Origin of the sequence: Enterobacter cloacae complex sp. IR5428 (genome assembly GCF_049238585.1) — a bacterium.
GTDB lineage: Bacteria > Pseudomonadota > Gammaproteobacteria > Enterobacterales > Enterobacteriaceae > Enterobacter > Enterobacter intestinihominis.
This window is the reverse complement of sequence record NZ_JBMKHV010000005.1, coordinates 72624-90124: the sequence shown is the minus strand read 5'-3', so window position 1 is coordinate 90124 and position 17501 is coordinate 72624. Positions and strand designations below refer to the sequence as shown.

At 55.6% G+C, this 17501-nt stretch carries 18 protein-coding genes and 1 pseudogene; 8 read left to right on the top strand and 11 right to left on the bottom strand.

Annotation, left to right across the window (positions count from 1 at the left end):
- Positions 1-120: 120 nt before the first annotated feature.
- Together panE and yajL are read left to right on the top strand one after the other, a co-directional pair.
- Positions 121-1032: a 2-dehydropantoate 2-reductase gene (panE, locus tag ACOTXC_RS08700; protein ID WP_032624757.1), complete on the top strand. Its 912-nt coding sequence runs from the start codon at positions 121-123 to the stop codon at positions 1030-1032.
- On the top strand, positions 995-1585 hold the full coding sequence (yajL, locus tag ACOTXC_RS08695; RefSeq protein ID WP_022647231.1) for a protein deglycase YajL: 591 nt from the start codon (positions 995-997) through the stop codon (positions 1583-1585). The genes panE and yajL overlap by 38 nt, the downstream gene beginning before the upstream one ends.
- A gap of 87 nt (positions 1586-1672) precedes the next feature.
- Here the strand turns inward: yajL and thiI are convergent, their stop codons facing one another.
- Positions 1673-3121, bottom strand: coding sequence for a tRNA uracil 4-sulfurtransferase ThiI (gene thiI, locus ACOTXC_RS08690; RefSeq protein WP_275062564.1), 1449 nt, complete (start codon positions 3119-3121; stop codon positions 1673-1675).
- Positions 3122-3299: 178 nt separating this feature from the next.
- Between thiI and xseB the strand changes: the two genes are divergently transcribed.
- The 4 genes from xseB (at position 3300) to ACOTXC_RS08670 (ending at position 7366) form a co-directional block, all read left to right on the top strand.
- The gene (gene xseB, locus ACOTXC_RS08685; RefSeq protein ID WP_003859094.1) at positions 3300-3542 is read left to right on the top strand and encodes an exodeoxyribonuclease VII small subunit; all 243 of its coding nucleotides are present in this window, start codon (positions 3300-3302) and stop codon (positions 3540-3542) included.
- Complete coding sequence (gene ispA, locus ACOTXC_RS08680; RefSeq protein ID WP_022647229.1) at positions 3543-4442, top strand: (2E,6E)-farnesyl diphosphate synthase; 900 nt, start codon at positions 3543-3545, stop codon at positions 4440-4442.
- Positions 4443-4466: 24 nt separating this feature from the next.
- On the top strand, positions 4467-6329 hold the full coding sequence (dxs, locus tag ACOTXC_RS08675; protein ID WP_022647228.1) for a 1-deoxy-D-xylulose-5-phosphate synthase: 1863 nt from the start codon (positions 4467-4469) through the stop codon (positions 6327-6329).
- 62 nt (positions 6330-6391) lie between these two features.
- Entirely contained in the window at positions 6392-7366 is a 975-nt protein-coding gene (locus tag ACOTXC_RS08670) for an aldo/keto reductase (RefSeq protein WP_022647227.1), read from the top strand.
- Between the two features lie 69 nt (positions 7367-7435).
- Here ACOTXC_RS08670 and thiL read toward each other — a convergent pair whose 3' ends face one another.
- From thiL to nrdR, 5 genes are all read right to left on the bottom strand, one after another.
- Positions 7436-8407, bottom strand: coding sequence for a thiamine-phosphate kinase (gene thiL, locus ACOTXC_RS08665; protein ID WP_022647226.1), 972 nt, complete (start codon positions 8405-8407; stop codon positions 7436-7438).
- A gap of 77 nt (positions 8408-8484) precedes the next feature.
- Positions 8485-8904: a transcription antitermination factor NusB gene (gene nusB, locus ACOTXC_RS08660; protein ID WP_006809908.1), complete on the bottom strand. Its 420-nt coding sequence runs from the start codon at positions 8902-8904 to the stop codon at positions 8485-8487.
- A gap of 21 nt (positions 8905-8925) precedes the next feature.
- Positions 8926-9396: a 6,7-dimethyl-8-ribityllumazine synthase gene (gene ribE, locus ACOTXC_RS08655; protein WP_003859098.1), complete on the bottom strand. Its 471-nt coding sequence runs from the start codon at positions 9394-9396 to the stop codon at positions 8926-8928.
- 87 nt (positions 9397-9483) lie between these two features.
- Positions 9484-10587 carry a bifunctional diaminohydroxyphosphoribosylaminopyrimidine deaminase/5-amino-6-(5-phosphoribosylamino)uracil reductase RibD gene (ribD, locus tag ACOTXC_RS08650; protein ID WP_163346901.1) on the bottom strand — a complete coding sequence of 368 codons (1104 nt, stop codon included), beginning with the start codon at positions 10585-10587 and terminating at the stop codon, positions 9484-9486.
- Positions 10588-10591: 4 nt separating this feature from the next.
- Complete coding sequence (nrdR, locus tag ACOTXC_RS08645) at positions 10592-11041, bottom strand: transcriptional regulator NrdR (protein ID WP_003859099.1); 450 nt, start codon at positions 11039-11041, stop codon at positions 10592-10594.
- A 152-nt stretch (positions 11042-11193) separates the two neighbouring features.
- Between nrdR and ACOTXC_RS08640 the strand changes: the two genes are divergently transcribed.
- Both ACOTXC_RS08640 and ACOTXC_RS08635 read left to right on the top strand, forming a co-directional pair.
- A complete protein-coding gene (locus ACOTXC_RS08640; RefSeq protein WP_003859100.1) occupies positions 11194-11733 on the top strand; it encodes a DUF3251 domain-containing protein in 540 nt (179 codons plus the stop codon).
- A gap of 268 nt (positions 11734-12001) precedes the next feature.
- Positions 12002-12886 carry a nucleoside-specific channel-forming protein Tsx gene (locus ACOTXC_RS08635; protein ID WP_032621817.1) on the top strand — a complete coding sequence of 295 codons (885 nt, stop codon included), beginning with the start codon at positions 12002-12004 and terminating at the stop codon, positions 12884-12886.
- Between the two features lie 88 nt (positions 12887-12974).
- Here the strand turns inward: ACOTXC_RS08635 and ACOTXC_RS08630 are convergent.
- From ACOTXC_RS08630 to tgt, 5 genes and pseudogenes are all read right to left on the bottom strand, one after another.
- Positions 12975-13085: pseudogene (locus ACOTXC_RS08630) on the bottom strand (DNA-binding transcriptional regulator); the annotation flags it as partial.
- 69 nt (positions 13086-13154) lie between these two features.
- The gene (gene secF / locus ACOTXC_RS08625) at positions 13155-14126 is read right to left on the bottom strand and encodes a protein translocase subunit SecF (protein WP_003859105.1); all 972 of its coding nucleotides are present in this window, start codon (positions 14124-14126) and stop codon (positions 13155-13157) included.
- A 10-nt stretch (positions 14127-14136) separates the two neighbouring features.
- A complete protein-coding gene (secD, locus tag ACOTXC_RS08620; RefSeq protein WP_032621613.1) occupies positions 14137-15984 on the bottom strand; it encodes a protein translocase subunit SecD in 1848 nt (615 codons plus the stop codon).
- 27 nt (positions 15985-16011) lie between these two features.
- Positions 16012-16344, bottom strand: coding sequence for a preprotein translocase subunit YajC (gene yajC / locus ACOTXC_RS08615; protein ID WP_003859109.1), 333 nt, complete (start codon positions 16342-16344; stop codon positions 16012-16014).
- Between the two features lie 22 nt (positions 16345-16366).
- Positions 16367-17494, bottom strand: coding sequence for a tRNA guanosine(34) transglycosylase Tgt (tgt, locus tag ACOTXC_RS08610; protein WP_003859110.1), 1128 nt, complete (start codon positions 17492-17494; stop codon positions 16367-16369).
- Positions 17495-17501 lie beyond the last annotated feature (7 nt).

Genomic DNA, 17501 nt, shown 5'->3' with positions numbered 1-17501 from the left:
CTTCTCCCTTCATTTTTGTTGCGTTGCATAATACCTGCAACGAGGCATAACGAGAAGCTTAGCTGATGGCGCTATACTTAGCGTCTTAGCACCTGGCGCAGTTGCAGGTGAGGAGGAACAATGAAAGTAACAGTGCTTGGATGCGGCGCCCTTGGTCAACTCTGGCTTAGCGCGCTATGCAAACAGGGACACGACGTTCAGGGCTGGCTGCGAATTCCCCAACCCTATTGCAGTGTGAATGTGATGGGTACAGACGGTTCAATTTTTAACGAGTCTTTGACGGCAAACGATCCGGAATTTCTCGCGAGCAGCGATCTGCTGCTGGTCACGCTGAAGGCCTGGCAGGTCTCCGATGCGGTGAAAAGCCTGGCCGCCCAATTACCTGAAAGCACGCCAGTCCTGCTGATTCACAACGGTATGGGTACCATTGAAGAGCTAAAGTCTGTCCGGCAACCGCTGCTGATGGGAACAACCACCCACGCGGCACGCCGCGACGGTAACGTCATTATTCATGTTGCCAGTGGCATCACCCATATCGGCCCGGCGCGTGAACAGCCCGGCGATTACAGCTATCTTGCGGATACCCTGCAAAGCACGCTGCCTGACGTCGCCTGGCACAATAACATTCGCGCAGAACTGTGGCGCAAACTGGCGGTCAACTGCGCGATCAATCCGCTGACTGCCCTGCTGGATTGCCCTAACGGTGATCTGCGCCAGCATCCCGATCGGTTAGCGCTGATTTGCCGGGAAGTTGCCGCCGTCATTGAACGCGAAGGCTACCACACCTCAGAGTCTGATTTACGTTATTATGTCGACCAGGTCATTGAGAGTACGGCAGAAAATATCTCCTCAATGCTGCAGGATATCCGGGCTATGCGGCATACCGAAATTGATTACATTACCGGTTATCTGTTAAAACGCGCCCGGGCACACGGCATTACCGTTGCGGAAAACAGTCGTCTGTTTGAGTTAGTTAAACGAAAGGAGAGTGAGTATGAGCGCATCGGCACTGGTATGCCTCGCCCCTGGTAGCGAAGAGACAGAAGCGGTCACCACCATTGATTTGATGGTACGTGGTGGTATTAAGGTTACCACCGCCAGCGTCGCCAGCGACGGAAGTCTGGCGATTACCTGCTCGCGTGGGGTCAAGATCCTGGCAGATGCACCGCTTGTACAGGTGGCGGACGGTGATTACGACATTATCGTGCTGCCGGGCGGTCTGAAGGGCGCGGAGTGTTTCCGCGACAGCCCGCTGCTGGTTGAAACCGTTCGTCAGTTTCATCTTTCCGGGCGTATCGTCGCGGCAATCTGTGCGGCCGCAGGTACGGTACTGGTTCCGCACGACATTTTCCCCATCGGCAATATGACCGGTTTCCCAGGCCTGAAGGATACGATTCCGGAAGACCAGTGGGTGGATAAACGCGTGGTCTGGGATCCGCGCGTTAACCTGCTCACCAGCCAGGGGCCGGGTACCGCCATTGATTTTGGCCTGAAGATTATTGACCTGCTGGTCGGGCGCGAAAAAGCGTACGAAGTGGCGTCATCGCTGGTGATGGCGGCAGGGATTTATAACTACTACGAGTAAAAAAAGCCGGGTGGCGGCTACGCCTTACCCGGCCTACAAGTGTACGGTACCGTAGGCCCGGTAAGCGAAGCGCCACCGGGCAATAGGCTACGGGCGATACACCTTCACGTTCGCGAAGCCCTGCTCGCGCAGGTACAGCGCCTGTAAACGGCTCATGACCCCACGTTCGCACCACAGCAGATACGTTTTGCTCTGGTCGAGATCGCCAAACTGGGTGCTCAGCTTGTAGAACGGCAGCGAAACCACCTCCACGCCTTCCACCTGCAACGGCTTGTCATCCTGCTCATCAACAGAACGTATATCCAGAATCGTATCGTTAGCACCGAAGCCGCTGACCGTCTCCACCTCAACCACGTCCTGCTCGGTCTGCTGGGCGATCTCACGGATATCGATGTTGGACGCTTCCGCCACCACTTTTTCCAGGATGCTGAAATCGAAGTTCTCTTCTTCCGCTTCGATCTTCGCCTTCACCGCTTTAATGGTTGGACTTTTTGAGATCACGCCGCAATATTCCGGCATGGTGCGGGCAAAATCTTCAGTACCGATTTTACGCGCCAGATCGATGATGTGCTCTTTATCGTGAGAGATCAACGGACGCAGGATCAGCGTATCAGACACGTTGTCGATAAGGCGCAGGTTGGTCAGCGTCTGGCTGGAGACCTGCCCCAGTGCTTCACCGGTGACCAGCGCCTGCACGCCGTAGCGCTCAGCCACTTTGGACGCCGCACGCACCATCATACGTTTCAGGACCACGCCCATCTGGCCGTCGTCCACTTTTTCGAGGATTTCGCCGACCACCGGCTCAAAGTTGATCGCCACAAAACGCACGCGGTGAGAGCTGCCGAAGCGGTTCCACAGGTAATGCGCCACCTGACGTACGCCGATTTCATGCGCCGCTCCGCCCAGGTTGAAGAAGCAGTAGTGCACGCGGCAGCCGCGACGCATCAGCATGTAGCTGGAGACACCGGAGTCGAAGCCGCCCGAGATCAGCGACAGCACATCTTCTTGCGTGCCGATCGGGAAACCACCAATACCTTCATAACGACCCTTAACCAGCAGCAGACGATCGTTCTCGATCTCAAGGTTAACGGTGACGTCCGGGTTAGTCAGGCGCACGCGCGCCGTTTCAACGTGCTGGTTCAGACCACCGCCGACGTAGCGCTCGACTTCAATCGAGCTGAACTCGTGTTTACCACGACGCTTCACGCGCACGCAGAAGGTTTTGCCTTCGATCTGGTCGCGGTACTGTACCAGCGCCTTTTCGAAGATATCGTGCATATCGGTGAAGGGAACGTCTTCCACTTCCAGAATATGGTGAATACCCGGGATACGGGTCAGCGCGTCGCGAATATCAAGACGTTTGTTTTCGTCTTTCGCGCGGACTTCAACGTGGTCCCAGTGACGCACCACGGCGAGCGTTTCGTCGTAGTGTTTTAATACGTTACGAATGTTCCCGGTGAGAATTTTAATAAAGCGCAAACGCACGGATTGGCTTTTGATGGTGATTTCAGGGAACAATTTAATGATAAACTTCATGGCGGCAATGTTTCTTAGGCAAGCTTATAAAGGCTTGTAGTGGAAAATGATACAGCAGCCCACACCCGTGGCTGCATCCAGGCGCGCAAGTATACCACCATCGCGCCACTCGCGTTATTTGATAATTGCCCCGAGTCCGTTACCATGTCAGGGCGAAAAATTTAAGAGTCAATTCACTATGCCGAAGAAAAACGACGCACCGGCCAGTTTCGAAACTGCGCTGAGTGAACTGGAGCAGATCGTTACCCGTCTTGAGAGCGGCGATCTCCCGCTGGAAGACGCGCTCAACGAATTTGAACGCGGCGTGCAGCTCGCGCGCCAGGGGCAGGTAAAACTCCAGCAGGCCGAGCAGCGTGTGCAGATCCTGCTTTCCGACAGCGAAGACGCTAAAACCACGCCATTCACACCGGACGCCGAGTAAATGGATTTTTCCAACGCGCTTCAGGCGCGCGTCATCCGCGCCAACGACGCGCTGCGCCGTTTCATTGAGCCGCAGCCTTTTCAGAACACTCCTCTGGTTGAAGCCATGCACTATGGCGCACTCTTGGGGGGTAAACGCCTGCGTCCGTTCCTGGTGTATGCCACGGGCAACATGTTCGGTATCAGCGATAACACGCTGGACGCCCCGGCAGCCGCCGTGGAGTGTATCCACGCCTATTCGCTGATCCACGATGATTTGCCGGCCATGGACGATGACGATCTGCGTCGCGGTCAGCCGACCTGCCACATTAAGTTCGGCGAAGCGAATGCCATTCTGGCGGGTGATGCGCTGCAAACCCTGGCGTTCTCTATTCTGAGCGATGCGCCGATGGTTGAAGTGAGCGATCGCGATCGTCTGGCAATGGTGTCCGAACTGGCAATGGCCAGCGGCGTCGCCGGGATGTGCGGCGGCCAGGCGCTGGATTTAGAGGCTGAAGGTCGTCAGGTAACTCTGGAACAGCTGGAGCGCATCCACCGTCACAAAACGGGCGCCCTGATTCGGGCAGCCGTTCGTCTGGGCGCGCTGAGCGCGGGTGAACGCGGGCGTAAAGCCCTGCCGATTCTGGACAGATACGCAGAAAGTATCGGTCTGGCATTCCAGGTTCAGGATGACATTCTGGATGTGGTGGGCGATACTGCAACATTGGGAAAACGTCAGGGTGCGGATCAGCAGCTTGGCAAAAGTACCTACCCCGCCCTGTTGGGCCTTGAGCATGCCCAACGTAAAGCCCGGGATCTGATAGACGATGCCCGCCGGTCACTGAATGAGCTGGCCGCGCAATCGCTGGATACCTCGGCACTGGAAGCGCTAGCGGACTACATAATCCAGCGTAATAAATAAACTATATATCTCGATGAGCCTTTGATGAGTTTTGATATTGCCAAATACCCGACACTGGCGTTAGTTGACTCCACTCAGGAGTTACGTCTGTTGCCGAAAGAGAGTCTGCCGAAGCTGTGTGACGAGCTGCGTCGCTACCTGCTCGACAGCGTTAGCCGCTCCAGCGGCCACTTCGCCTCCGGACTTGGCACGGTTGAGCTGACCGTGGCGTTGCATTACGTCTATAACACGCCGTTCGATCAGCTGATCTGGGATGTTGGCCACCAGGCCTATCCGCACAAAATTCTGACCGGACGTCGCGATAAGATTGGCACCATTCGCCAGAAAGGCGGCCTGCATCCGTTCCCGTGGCGCGGCGAGAGCGAGTTTGACGTGTTAAGCGTCGGCCACTCTTCCACCTCCATTTCCGCAGGCATCGGGATTGCCGTTGCCGCCGAAAAAGAGAATAAGCAACGCCGTACCGTCTGCGTGATTGGTGACGGGGCGATCACCGCCGGGATGGCTTTTGAGGCCATGAACCACGCGGGCGATATCAAACCGGACATGCTGGTGATCCTCAACGATAACGAAATGTCGATCTCCGAGAACGTCGGCGCGCTGAATAACCATCTGGCGCAGCTGCTGTCCGGTAAGCTTTACTCCTCACTGCGCGAAGGCGGGAAAAAAGTCTTCTCGGGCGTACCGCCGATCAAAGAGCTGCTTAAGCGTACCGAAGAACATATCAAAGGCATGGTCGTGCCGGGTACGCTGTTTGAAGAGCTGGGCTTTAACTATATTGGCCCGGTGGACGGCCACGATGTGTTAGGTCTGGTGACGACGCTTAAAAACATGCGCGACCTGAAAGGCCCGCAGTTCCTGCATATCATGACCAAAAAAGGGCGTGGTTACGAACCGGCGGAAAAAGATCCGATCACCTTCCACGCGGTGCCCAAGTTCGACCATACCAGCGGTTGTCTGCCGAAAAGCAGCGGCGGAATGCCGAGCTACTCAAAAATCTTTGGCGACTGGCTGTGCGAAACGGCGGCGAAAGACAACACGCTGATGGCGGTGACGCCTGCCATGCGTGAAGGCTCCGGCATGGTGGAGTTTTCCAAAAAATACCCGGACCAGTATTTCGACGTCGCCATTGCCGAGCAGCACGCGGTGACCTTCGCAGCGGGCCTGGCGATTGGCGGCTACAAGCCGGTGGTAGCGATTTACTCTACCTTCCTGCAACGCGCATACGATCAGGTGATCCATGACGTTGCCATCCAGAAGCTGCCGGTGCTGTTTGCTATCGACCGTGCGGGCATCGTGGGGGCTGACGGCCAGACGCACCAGGGCGCATTTGACCTCTCCTTCCTGCGCTGCATCCCGGACATGGTGATCATGACGCCAAGCGACGAAAACGAGTGTCGTCAGATGCTGTATACCGGTTACCACTATCAGGACGGTCCCTGTGCGGTACGTTATCCACGCGGCAATGCCCTTGGCGTTGAATTACGGCCGCTGGAAAAACTGGACATCGGTAAAGGTCTGGTGAAACGTCGCGGTGAAAAAGTGGCGATCCTGAACTTTGGTACGCTGATGCCGGAAGCGGCAAAAGTCGCTGAAACCCTGAATGCGACGCTCGTCGATATGCGATTTGTGAAGCCGCTCGATGAATCTCTGATTCTGAGCATGGCGGAAAGCCATGAGGTGCTGGTCACGCTGGAAGAGAACGCCATCATGGGTGGCGCGGGTAGCGGCGTGAACGAAGTGCTGATGGCGAACCGTAAAGTCGTTCCGGTGCTTAATCTCGGCCTGCCGGACCACTTCATCCCGCAAGGCACTCAGGACGAGGCGCGCGCCGACATTGGCCTGGACGCCGTCGGTATCGAAGCTAAAATCCGCACCTGGCTGGCCTGATCCCTCCCCTTTTCTGCTCCTGCTATGCTTAAACGTATTGTTTAAACAGCAGGAGCGGAACCATGCAATACACGACATTAGGAAAAACAGACCTCAAGGTGTCCCGGCTTTGCCTGGGCTGCATGACGTTTGGCGAGCCTGACCGGGGAAATCACGCCTGGACGCTGCCTGAAGAGAGCAGCCGCCCTATCATTAAGCGCGCCATTGACGGCGGCATCAACTTCTTCGATACCGCCAACAGCTACTCCGACGGCAGCAGCGAAGAGATTGTGGGCCGCGCCCTGCGAGATTTTGCCCGTCGGGATGAGATTGTGGTCGCCACCAAAGTGTATTACCCGTCAGGCGATCTGGCGGAAGGCCTTTCTCGCGCACAGATCCTGCGCTCCATTGATGACAGCCTCAGACGCCTGAATATGGATTACGTCGACCTGCTGCAAATTCACCGCTGGGATTACAACACGCCGATCGAAGAGACGCTTGAAGCGTTGAACGACGTCGTGAAAGCCGGTAAAGCGCGCTACATCGGCGCATCGTCCATGCATGCCTCACAGTTTGCTCAGGCGCTCGATCTCCAGGCGCAGCATGGCTGGGCGCGCTTTGTCACTATGCAGGATCACTACAACCTGATCTACCGGGAAGAAGAACGCGAGATGCTGCCGCTCTGCTACCAGGAAGGCGTGGCGGTGATCCCGTGGAGCCCGCTGGCGCGCGGAAGGTTAACCCGTCCGTGGGGTGAAACTACCGCCCGGCTGGTATCGGATGAAGTAGGTAAAAATCTGTATGACGATACAGAAGCCAGCGATGCGTTGATTGCCGAACGATTAGCCGGGATCGCCGACGATATCGGTGCAACGCGCGCACAGGTTGCGCTGGCGTGGCTGCTGAGCAAGCGCGGTGTCGCCGCGCCGATTGTGGGCACATCGCGGGAAGAACAGCTGGACGAGTTGTTGAGTGCGGTGGACTTATCGTTGACGCCGGAGCAGATTGCCGAGCTGGAGACGCCGTATCAGCAACATCCGGTGGTAGGGTTTAAATAAACAATTCAGGGAACAAAATCCGTAGGCCGGGTAAGCGCAGCGCCACCCGGCAATACAGAGCGCACAAAATTACGCGAAGTGATCGTACCCTTTCCAGTCAAGCGTAACCGGGGCGCCGTCGCGGACAAACAGCAGCCCTTCACTTTCCGGCATCACCTGCCCGATGCAGGTAAATTTCGCCCCCAGATGCGCTAACGCCACATCCAGCGTCCCGCGATTCAGCTCGGGAACGGTAAAGCACAGCTCATAATCTTCCCCACCGGATAGTGCCCAGCGCAGCGCCTGTTCAGGATCGGCATGGCGACGCAACGGCTCTGACAGTGGGAACAGATCCAGATCGATCCGTGCGCCCACGCCACTGGCCTTCAGGATATGGCCGAGATCGGAGATCAGCCCGTCAGAGAGATCGATAGCAGAACTGGCCCGCTCGCGCAGCGCCTGACCGTGCAAAATACGCGGCGTGGGCCGCAGGTGGCGCTTCACCAGGTACGCCGCATCGTCAGCATCTTCAACTGCTAAACGGTTCTGAAGGATCGCCAGCCCGGCCGCGCTATCCCCCGGCGTACCGGTCACGTAGATCCAGTCGCCCGGTTTTGCGCCCGAACGCTTCAGCGCGCGCCCCGCTGGCACATAGCCGTGGATTGCCAGGGTCATCGACAGCGGCCCGGCGGTGGTATCACCACCAATCAGCTGCATATCGTAATAATTAAGCTGTTCAAACAGGGCATCGCTGAAGGCTTCAAGCCAGGCTTCATCCACCTCCGGCAGGGTCAGAGCCAGCGTCAGCCAGGCCGGGTCGGCGCCCATTGCCGCCAGATCGCTAACGTTTACCGCCAGCGCCTTATACGCCAGGTCGGCAGGATCGATATCGGGCAGGAAGTGACGCCCACATACTAAGGTGTCGGTGCTGATTGCCAGCGTCTGTTTTTCGGGAATATTGAGAAGTGCGCAGTCATCGCCAATGCCGGTTTCAACATCAAGACGAGAGGTTCTGACACGGTCGAAATAACGGGCAATCAGGGAGAATTCGCCGCATGCCATACGTTATGCCTCAGCAAATAAAAGAAAAAACCGGAGCCGCACTGCCAAAAAGGCAATGCAAGACTCCGGTTTGCGGATCACTTTTTGTGGGGACGGATCGCAGGTGCGGCTTTATCCAGCACGCCGTTTACAAACTTGTGGCTGTCTTCAGCGCCGAAGGTTTTTGCCAGTTCGATCGCTTCGTTGATGGCCACTTTGTACGGCACATCATCACGTTTAGACAGCTCAAACAGCGCGATACGCAACACTGCTTTTTCGACCTGGCCCAGCTCTTCGAGCAGACGGGACAGGTATGGCTTCATCAGACCATCGAGATACGCGCTATTAGTCGCCACTCCCGACAGCAGTTCACGGAAGTACAGAACGTCAACGTCTTTCACGTCCTGTTCTGACAGGAACTGGTATTCAACATCAGCGATGTCGTTCTGGGACAACTGCCAGGAGTAAAGTGCCTGGACGGCACATTCACGGGCGCGGCGACGAGCAGCAGGTTTCACGGAATTCCCCTTACAAAAAAATCAGGCCTTGATGGCTTTCAATACATTGATCATTTCAAGCGCGGTCAGTGCAGCTTCTGCACCTTTGTTACCGGCTTTGGTGCCAGCACGTTCGATGGCTTGTTCAATACTTTCGGTAGTCAGTACGCCGAACGCGACAGGAATTTCAGCATCCTGTGCAACGTGCGCCAGACCATTGCTTGCACCGCCCGCAACGTATTCGAAGTGCGCAGTGCCGCCACGAATAACAGTACCCAGTGCAATCACCGCGTCGTATTTACCGGTTTTCGCCAGCGCGCCCGCTGCCAGTGGCAGTTCGTAAGCACCTGGTACCCAAACGACGGTAATGTTGTCATCTTTAACCTGGCCGATACGTTTCAGGGCGTCAACCGCACCTTCCAGCAGGCTGTCGTTGATGAAGTTGTTGAAACGCGCAATGGTGATGGCGACGCGAGCGTCCGGGGTAGCTACAGCAGCTTCAATAATGTTCATACTCTTCCTTTACGGGTTCATTTGGCCCCGCAGGGGGGCGGATTTTATCATAATACTTTGCGCACTGCTTCCCTATTTCAGGAGCAATTACGCTGTCGTTAAATGGAGGCAGACATCCGGGCCTACCGGACGAATCTCGCTGAATGAGAGTTGCGGCGCATCGGCCAGTTTTTCAAGGCCGGGCAGCACAAACAGACCGCGCGCGTCGTTACCTAACAGTTTAGGCGCAACGTAGACCAGAAGCTCATCCACCAGCCCTGCCTGGAGCAGCGCGCCGGCGAGCGTCGGACCGGCTTCAACCCAGATGCTGTTGACCTGCTGTTTACCCAGCAGCATCATCAGCACCACCAGATCGAGATGCCCGTTGTGCTCCGGTACCATAATGCAGCGCACGCCTTGCGGCCATTCGCGCGTATCTTCTTTGGTGCGGGCAATCCAGGTTTCCCCCGGCTGCTGCACGATACGGTGTTCCGGCGTCACGCGGTTCTGGCTATCAATAATAATGCGCAGCGGCTGACGCAGGTTCTCCTGCGGATAGAGCGCCTGGGTATCGGCATTCAGCTCATCCCAGCGCACGGTAAGGGCCGGATCGTCAGCCAGCACCGTTTCACTGCTGGTGAGAATAGCATGGCTTTGTGCGCGCAGACGTTGCACATCGCGCCTTGCCTGTGGCGAGGTGATCCACTGGCTCTCGCCGTTCGCCATCGCCGTGCGGCCATCCAGTGACGCGCCAAGCTTAAGCTGGATAAACGGGAAACCGGTGCGCATACGCTTCAGGAAGCCTTTGTTGATGGCTTCGGCATCCTGCATCATCAGGCCGTGACTGACGTCGATCCCTTCCTGTTGCAGACGATACAGCCCGCGGCCCGCCACCTGCGGGTTAGGATCCTGCATGGCGGCGACAACGCGCGAGACTCCCGCCGCAATCAGTGCTTCGCAGCACGGAGGCGTGCGCCCGTGATGACTGCATGGCTCCAGCGTCACGTAAGCCGTCGCGCCACGCGCCCTCTCCCCCGCCATGCGCAGGGCATGCACTTCAGCGTGCGGCTCGCCTGCGCGGTAGTGGAAACCTTCACCCACGATCTCGCCATCTTTAACAATGACGCACCCGACATTAGGGTTAGGGTGAGTGGTAAACCGACCGCGCTGCGCCAGCTTCATGGCTCTCGCCATGTACATCTCGTCCTGCATAGGCTTAATCCTGTAAGCGGGCGATCTCTTCGCCAAACTCTTTAATGTCTTCGAAGCTGCGGTAAACGGAGGCGAAGCGAATATAGGCGACTTTATCGAGCTTTTTCAGCTGTTCCATCACCAGGTTACCGATCATTTTGCTCGGCACTTCGCGCTCACCTAGCCCCCGCAGATAAGATTTAATATGATTTAACGCCATTTCGACGTCATCGGAGCTGACGGGCCGTTTTTCCAGCGCCTTGAGCATCCCGCTACGCAGTTTTTCTTCATTGAACGGTTCGCGCACATCGTTACTTTTTACCACGCGTGGCATTACCAGCTCTGCCACCTCGAAGGTGGTAAAACGCTCGTTGCACACCAGACACTGCCGACGACGACGCACGGAAGACCCTTCGCCTACAAGACGTGAGTCGATGACTTTGGTATCCACAGCGGAGCAAAATGGGCAATGCATACGATGTCCCTGTTATCTGGTTAACTGATTTCTATTTTACCCTGAACTGGCCCGACAACAAAGGAAGAGCTTTTTGAGACAAAGGATCTATGCCTGACGCCACTATCCTGTCTACCATTGCAGCAATGTGTGATTTCAAGGAATTAAACGCAATGACAAGACGTTACCTGAAAATAGTGCTGGTTGGGAGCCTGTTCACTCTCAGCGCCTGCGCACAGCAAAGTGAAGTTCGCGAGATGAAACAAAGCGTGAATACGCTCAATGTGGCGATGGACAAACTTAATAAAGAAACCGTGAAGATCACCCAGCAGAACGCGCTGAATGCCAAATCCAGCAATGGCGTTTATTTATTGCCGGGCGCAAACACGCCCGCGCGTCTGAACAGCCAGATTGGCACGCTAAAGATGTCTCTGGTGAATGTTGCAGCGAATGCCGATGGTACGCGCGCAACATTACGCATTCAGGGTGAATCCAACGATCCGCTTCCCGCCTTCAGCGGCACCGTAGAGTGGGGCCAGATTCAGGGCACCACGGAGAGCTATCAGGAGGTGAATGTGAAGAATCAGCTCTTCACCGCCCCCGCCAGCACGCTGGCACCGAGCGATGTTGATATCCCGCTCCAGCTGAGCGGACTGACGCCAGAACAGTTGGGCTTTATCCGCATTCACGACATTCAACCTGCCGCGCAATAACCCGCCCTTTTAGCGGAGTGAAATGTCACTCCGCTAACATTTACATTTCGTATGGATTGGCAACATAAATGATTGCCGCTACAATCCCGGCCGTTTAAAGTACGCAAACGTGAACGCAATCGATTACGTATGTGAGAGATATGTGAAACAACACATATTTTTGTGAGCAAGGATTCCTATAATAGGCTCCGCAGAAACACGAAATATTTAGAAACGCAATTCGCGCATTTTTCACTCCCGGAAGGGAATTTCAATCAGTGGCATGATTATGAAAAAAACATTACTCGCAGCTGGCGCCGTGCTGGCACTGTCCTCCTCTTTCACTGTTAACGCAGCGGAAAACGACAAACCACAATATCTTTCCGACTGGTGGCACCAGAGCGTTAACGTGGTAGGCAGCTACCACACCCGTTTCGGGCCGCAGATCCGCAACGATACCTACCTGGAATACGAAGCGTTTGCCAAGAAAGACTGGTTTGATTTCTACGGCTACGTCGATCTGCCGGTATTCTTCGGCGGTAACTCCGATGCGAAAGGTATCTGGAACAATGGCTCCCCGCTGTTCATGGAAATCGAACCGCGTTTCTCTATCGACAAACTGACCGGCACCAGCCTGGCGTTTGGTCCGTTCAAAGAGTGGTACTTCGCGAACAACTACATCTATGACATGGGTCGCAACGATTCTCAGGAACAGAGCACCTGGTATATGGGTCTGGGTACTGACATCGAAACCGGCCTGCCAATGAGCCTGTCACTGAACGTGTATGCGAAATACCAGTGGCAGAACTATGGCGCATCAAATGAGAACGAGTGGGATGGCTACCGTTTCAAAGTGAAATACTTTGTGCCAATCACTCAGCTGTGGGGCGGTAACCTGAGCTATATCGGCTTCACCAACTTTGACTGGGGTTCAGACCTGGGCGACGATAACTTCTATGACAACAACGGGAAGCATGCTCGTACCAGTAACTCCATCGCCTCCAGCCACATCCTGGCGCTGAACTACGATCACTGGCACTACTCTGTTGTTGCGCGTTACTGGCACAACGGTGGCCAGTGGAACGACGACGCCAGCCTGAACTTCGGCAACGGCGACTTCAGCGTTCGCTCTACCGGTTGGGGTGGTTACCTGGTCGTGGGTTACAACTTCTAACCTGTGCGGACTTCGCCCGGTGGCGCTGCGCTTGCCGGGCCTACGATCCGAATGTAGGCCGGGTAAGGCGTAGCCGCCACCCGGCTTTTTACTGCTTCACCTTCCGCAAAAAATCTGCCAGAGCTCTGTCCGCACTTTCGCTAAAGCGTCTCTCCGTCTGCACAATATTGAGGCACCTGTCGAGCCGGAAGCAGCGGTATGCATACTGTCAGGAGTAGACAAAAAAAATCCCGGCCAGCAGGCCGGGATTTCGATACCGCATAGACTCTTACGGCAGAATGGACGGCTGATCCGCCCCTTCTTTCTCGACTTTCTGCTGGATCAGATGCTCGCGCTTCATGCCCAGCTTCAGCGCCAGCGCGGACGCGACGTAGATAGACGAGGCCGTACCGATTGACACACCGATCAGCATGGTCAGCGAGAAGCCTTCCAGCACCGGGCCACCGAACAGGAACAGCATCAGGATCACCATCAGGGTGGTGCCGGAGGTGATCAACGTACGGTGCAGCGTCTGGGTCAACGACACGTTAAAGATTTCGTACGGCGTGCCGCGACGGATCTTACGGAAGTTTTCACGAATACGGTCAGATACCACGATACTGTCGTTCAGTGAGTAACCGATAACGGACATCAGGGATGCCACAATCGTCAGGTCAATCTCAATGTGGAAGAGAGACAGTATGCCCATGGTGATCACCACGTCGTGCGCCAGAGCGATAACCACGCCTGCCGCCAGTCGCCACTCAAAGCGGAAACCGACGTAAATCAGAATCGAGATCAGCGCCACCAGCAGCGCCATCGCACCGGTCTGTGCCAGGTCAGCACCAACGCTCGGGCCGACAAACTCAATACGCTTAACCGTTGCATCCTGGCTGGTCGTTTCGTTAATAACCTGAACGACCTTGCTGCCCAGCTCCTGGCTGCCGTTGGCATCGTGTACCGGCGGCATACGCACCATGATGTCGCGGCTGCTGCCGAAGTTCTGTAGCAGCGGCTCTTCAAAGCCCGCTTTTTGCAGAGACTCACGCATCTGGTCCATATCGACCGGTTTTTCCAGGGTAATTTCGATCACCGTACCACCGGTGAAATCCAGACCCCAGTTAAAGCCTTTCACGCCCATAATGACGATGGACAAGATCAGCAGAAAACCTGAAATGCCGAAGGCCCAGTAGTCCCAGCGCATAAAGTCCCAGACTTTACGGCCGTGGTTCAATTGTTCAACAGTATATTCCTGTGCCACAACGCACTCCTCAGATAGACAGCTTTTTGACGCGCTTGCCGCCGTACAGCAGGTTCACGATGGCACGGGTGCCGACAATAGCGGTAAACATCGACGTTGCGACACCGATACCGGTAGTAATCGCAAAGCCTTTGATCGCGCCAGTACCCACTGCATACAGGATAAGAACCTTAATCAGTGTTGTTACGTTCGCATCGAAGATGGAGCTGAACGCCCCTTTGTAGCCTTCTTCAATCGCCTGCTGTACAGAACGACCGTTGCTCAGCTCTTCTTTAATACGTTCGTTTATCAGTACGTTGGCGTCGACCGCCACCGCAAGGGTTAGAACGATACCCGCGATACCCGGCATGGTTAGCGTCGCCCCCGGCAGCAGGGACATGATACCGATGATCAGCACCAGGTTGGCAATCAGCGCGGAGGTCGCAATCAGGCCGAACTTCTTATAGAAGAAGATCATGAAGATGATGGACACCGCCAGACCGGCCAGACACGCTTCCAGACCCTGCTTGATGTTCTGCATACCCAGGGTTGGACCGATGGTACGCTCTTCAACAATCTGAATTGGCGCAATCAGCGCACCGGCACGCAGCAGCAGAGAGAGCTGACGCGCTTCGTTCGGGTTGCTGATACCGGTAATACGGAAGCTGTTACCCAGACGAGACTGGATGTTGGCGATGTTAATCACCTCTTCCTCTTTCACCAGCACAGCACGGCCATTGGCATCTTTCTTACCGCTGTCTTTGTACTCCACGAACAGGGTCGCCATCGGCTTGCCGATGTTGTCCTTGGTGAAGTTAGACATGATGTTGCCACCTGCGCTGTCCAGCGAGATGTTAACCTGCGGCTGGTTGTACTCATCCTGGCTTGAAGTGGAGTCGGTGATATGGTCACCGGTCAGGATCACGCGTTTGTACAGCACAACCGGCTGGCCTTCGCGGGTCTGTTTCACTTCGGAATCGCCCGGCACACGGCCTGAAGCCGCAGCAGCCTGGTCAACGTTGGCGTTAACCAGACGGAACTCCAGAGTCGCCGTCGCGCCCAGAATCTCTTTCGCACGGGCGGTATCCTGGATACCTGGCAGTTCGACCACGATACGGTCAGCACCCTGACGCTGTACCAGTGGCTCAGCCACGCCCAGCTGGTTTACACGGTTACGCAGAATGTTAATGTTCTGCTGAACGGCGTACTCACGTGCTTCACTCAGACGCGCGTCGGTCATTACCGCACGCAGCTGGTTGCTGCCCTGAGAGGTGATCACCAGATCGCGGTGACGTTGAGACAGATAGGTCACAGCCTGATCGCGTGCCGCGCTGTCGCGGAACGTGATGCTCATGCCGTAGTTATCTTCTTTACGTACGGTGGTGTACGGAATGCCTTTATCGCGCAGATCGCTGCGCAGGCTGTCGATATTCTGTTCCTGTAGCTTGCCGAGCGCGGTATCCATATCCACTTCCATCAGGAAGTGAACGCCGCCACGCAGGTCAAGACCCAGTTTCATTGGCTCTGCGTTCAGCGCAGCCAGCCAGCGTGGGGTTGCAGGAGCAAGGTTAAGCGCCACGACATATTTATCACCCAGCACGCCCATCAGCGCTTCACGTGCGCGGAGCTGCGTGTCGGTGGTGTCGAAGCGAGCAAGAATTGCGCCCTCTTCCAGTGCCACAGACTTAGCGGTAATTTTTTCTTCTTGTAACGTTTTCTGGACCTGGATCAGCGTTTGCTCACTGGCGGCGACACCGCGCGCGCCAGTGATTTGAACGGCCGGATCCTCACCATACAGGTTGGGAAGCGCGTACAGCAGGCCGACGATAATCACGACGACCAGCATGATGTACTTCCACAAAGGATAACGGTTTAACACGGCAGTTCCCTTTGGGAAAAGTTGGGATTACAGCGCCTTCATGGTGCCTTTCGGCAGAACGGCAGCTACGAAGTCACGTTTGATAACCACTTCAGTGGTGTCGTTCAGGGCGATAGCAATGTAGCCGTTTTCCGCTACTTTGGTTACGCGACCCACCAGGCCACCATTGGTCAGGACTTCATCGCCCTTCGCGATGGAGTTCATCAGGTTTTTGTGCTCTTTAGTACGCTTCTGCTGTGGACGCAGGATCATGAAGTAGAAGATCAGACCGAACACAACCAGCATCAGAATCAGAGACATCGGGCTGCCCTGCGCTGGTGCACCCGTTGCTGCTACCGCATCAGAAATAAAAAAGCTCATTCAAATTCCCTCATTATTAAAATTAATCAACGTTCAACGGTGGAACATCCCGCCCCTGACGTTGGTAGAAATCGGTCACGAAGCTCTCTAATTTACCCTCTTCGATAGCCTTACGTAAACCAGCCATTAAGCGCTGATAATAACGAAGATTATGAATGGTATTGAGACGCGCCCCCAAAATCTCGTTGCAACGATCGAGATGATGCAGATACGCGCGAGAATAATTGCGACAGGTATAGCAATCGCACTCGGAATCGAGCGGGCTGGTGTCACTCTTATGCTTCGCGTTACGGATTTTCACCACGCCATCGGTAACGAACAGATGACCGTTACGTGCGTTTCGGGTTGGCATAACGCAGTCGAACATATCAATGCCGCGACGTACGCCTTCCACCAGATCTTCTGGTTTACCCACACCCATCAGGTATCTTGGTTTATCCGCCGGGATTTGCGGGCAGACATGCTCCAGAATACGGTGCATATCTTCCTTCGGCTCACCCACAGCCAAACCGCCGACAGCGTAGCCATCAAAGCCTATCTCTACCAGACCTTTAACCGAGATATCGCGTAAATCTTCGTAAACGCTGCCCTGGATAATGCCGAACAGCGCATTTTTGTTTTGCAGGGAGTCAAAACGGTCGCGGCTACGCTTCGCCCAACGCAGGGACATCTCCATGGAACGTTTGGCATAGTCCCAGTCCGCCGGGTATGGCGTACATTCGTCGAAGATCATCACGATATCGGAGCCGAGATCGTACTGAATCTCCATAGACTTTTCCGGATCGAGGAAGATTGGATCGCCGTTGATCGGGTTACGGAAGTGTACGCCCTGCTCGGTGATCTTACGGATATCGCCCAGGCTGAAGACCTGGAAACCGCCGGAGTCGGTGAGGATGGGGCCTTTCCACTGCATGAAGTCGTGCAGGTCGCCGTGGAGCTTCATGATCTCCTGGCCTGGACGCAGCCACAGGTGGAAGGTGTTGCCGAGAATAATCTGTGCGCCAGTGGCTTCAACTTCTTCCGGCGTCATTCCTTTTACGGTGCCGTACGTGCCCACAGGCATAAACGCGGGGGTTTCTACCACGCCGCGATCAAACACCAGGCGACCGCGACGCGCGCGGCCATCGGTGGTATCGAGTTCAAATTTCATTTTTTCT

What these genes read in the sequence shown, in the direction of transcription:
- ispA (WP_022647229.1), top strand. Translation starts at nt 3,543, where the DNA reads ATGGATTTTTCCAACGCGCTTCAGGCGCGCGTCATCCGCGCCAACGAC.
- tgt (WP_003859110.1), bottom strand. Translation starts at nt 17,494, where the DNA reads ATGAAATTTGAACTCGATACCACCGATGGCCGCGCGCGTCGCGGTCGC.
- yajL (WP_022647231.1), top strand. Translation starts at nt 995, where the DNA reads ATGAGCGCATCGGCACTGGTATGCCTCGCCCCTGGTAGCGAAGAGACA.
- thiI (WP_275062564.1), bottom strand. Translation starts at nt 3,121, where the DNA reads ATGAAGTTTATCATTAAATTGTTCCCTGAAATCACCATCAAAAGCCAA.
- ribD (WP_163346901.1), bottom strand. Translation starts at nt 10,587, where the DNA reads ATGCAGGACGAGATGTACATGGCGAGAGCCATGAAGCTGGCGCAGCGC.
- panE (WP_032624757.1), top strand. Translation starts at nt 121, where the DNA reads ATGAAAGTAACAGTGCTTGGATGCGGCGCCCTTGGTCAACTCTGGCTT.
- yajC (WP_003859109.1), bottom strand. Translation starts at nt 16,344, where the DNA reads ATGAGCTTTTTTATTTCTGATGCGGTAGCAGCAACGGGTGCACCAGCG.
- ACOTXC_RS08635 (WP_032621817.1), top strand. Translation starts at nt 12,002, where the DNA reads ATGAAAAAAACATTACTCGCAGCTGGCGCCGTGCTGGCACTGTCCTCC.
- dxs (WP_022647228.1), top strand. Translation starts at nt 4,467, where the DNA reads ATGAGTTTTGATATTGCCAAATACCCGACACTGGCGTTAGTTGACTCC.
- ribE (WP_003859098.1), bottom strand. Translation starts at nt 9,396, where the DNA reads ATGAACATTATTGAAGCTGCTGTAGCTACCCCGGACGCTCGCGTCGCC.
- ACOTXC_RS08640 (WP_003859100.1), top strand. Translation starts at nt 11,194, where the DNA reads ATGACAAGACGTTACCTGAAAATAGTGCTGGTTGGGAGCCTGTTCACT.
- nrdR (WP_003859099.1), bottom strand. Translation starts at nt 11,041, where the DNA reads ATGCATTGCCCATTTTGCTCCGCTGTGGATACCAAAGTCATCGACTCA.
- thiL (WP_022647226.1), bottom strand. Translation starts at nt 8,407, where the DNA reads ATGGCATGCGGCGAATTCTCCCTGATTGCCCGTTATTTCGACCGTGTC.
- ACOTXC_RS08670 (WP_022647227.1), top strand. Translation starts at nt 6,392, where the DNA reads ATGCAATACACGACATTAGGAAAAACAGACCTCAAGGTGTCCCGGCTT.
- xseB (WP_003859094.1), top strand. Translation starts at nt 3,300, where the DNA reads ATGCCGAAGAAAAACGACGCACCGGCCAGTTTCGAAACTGCGCTGAGT.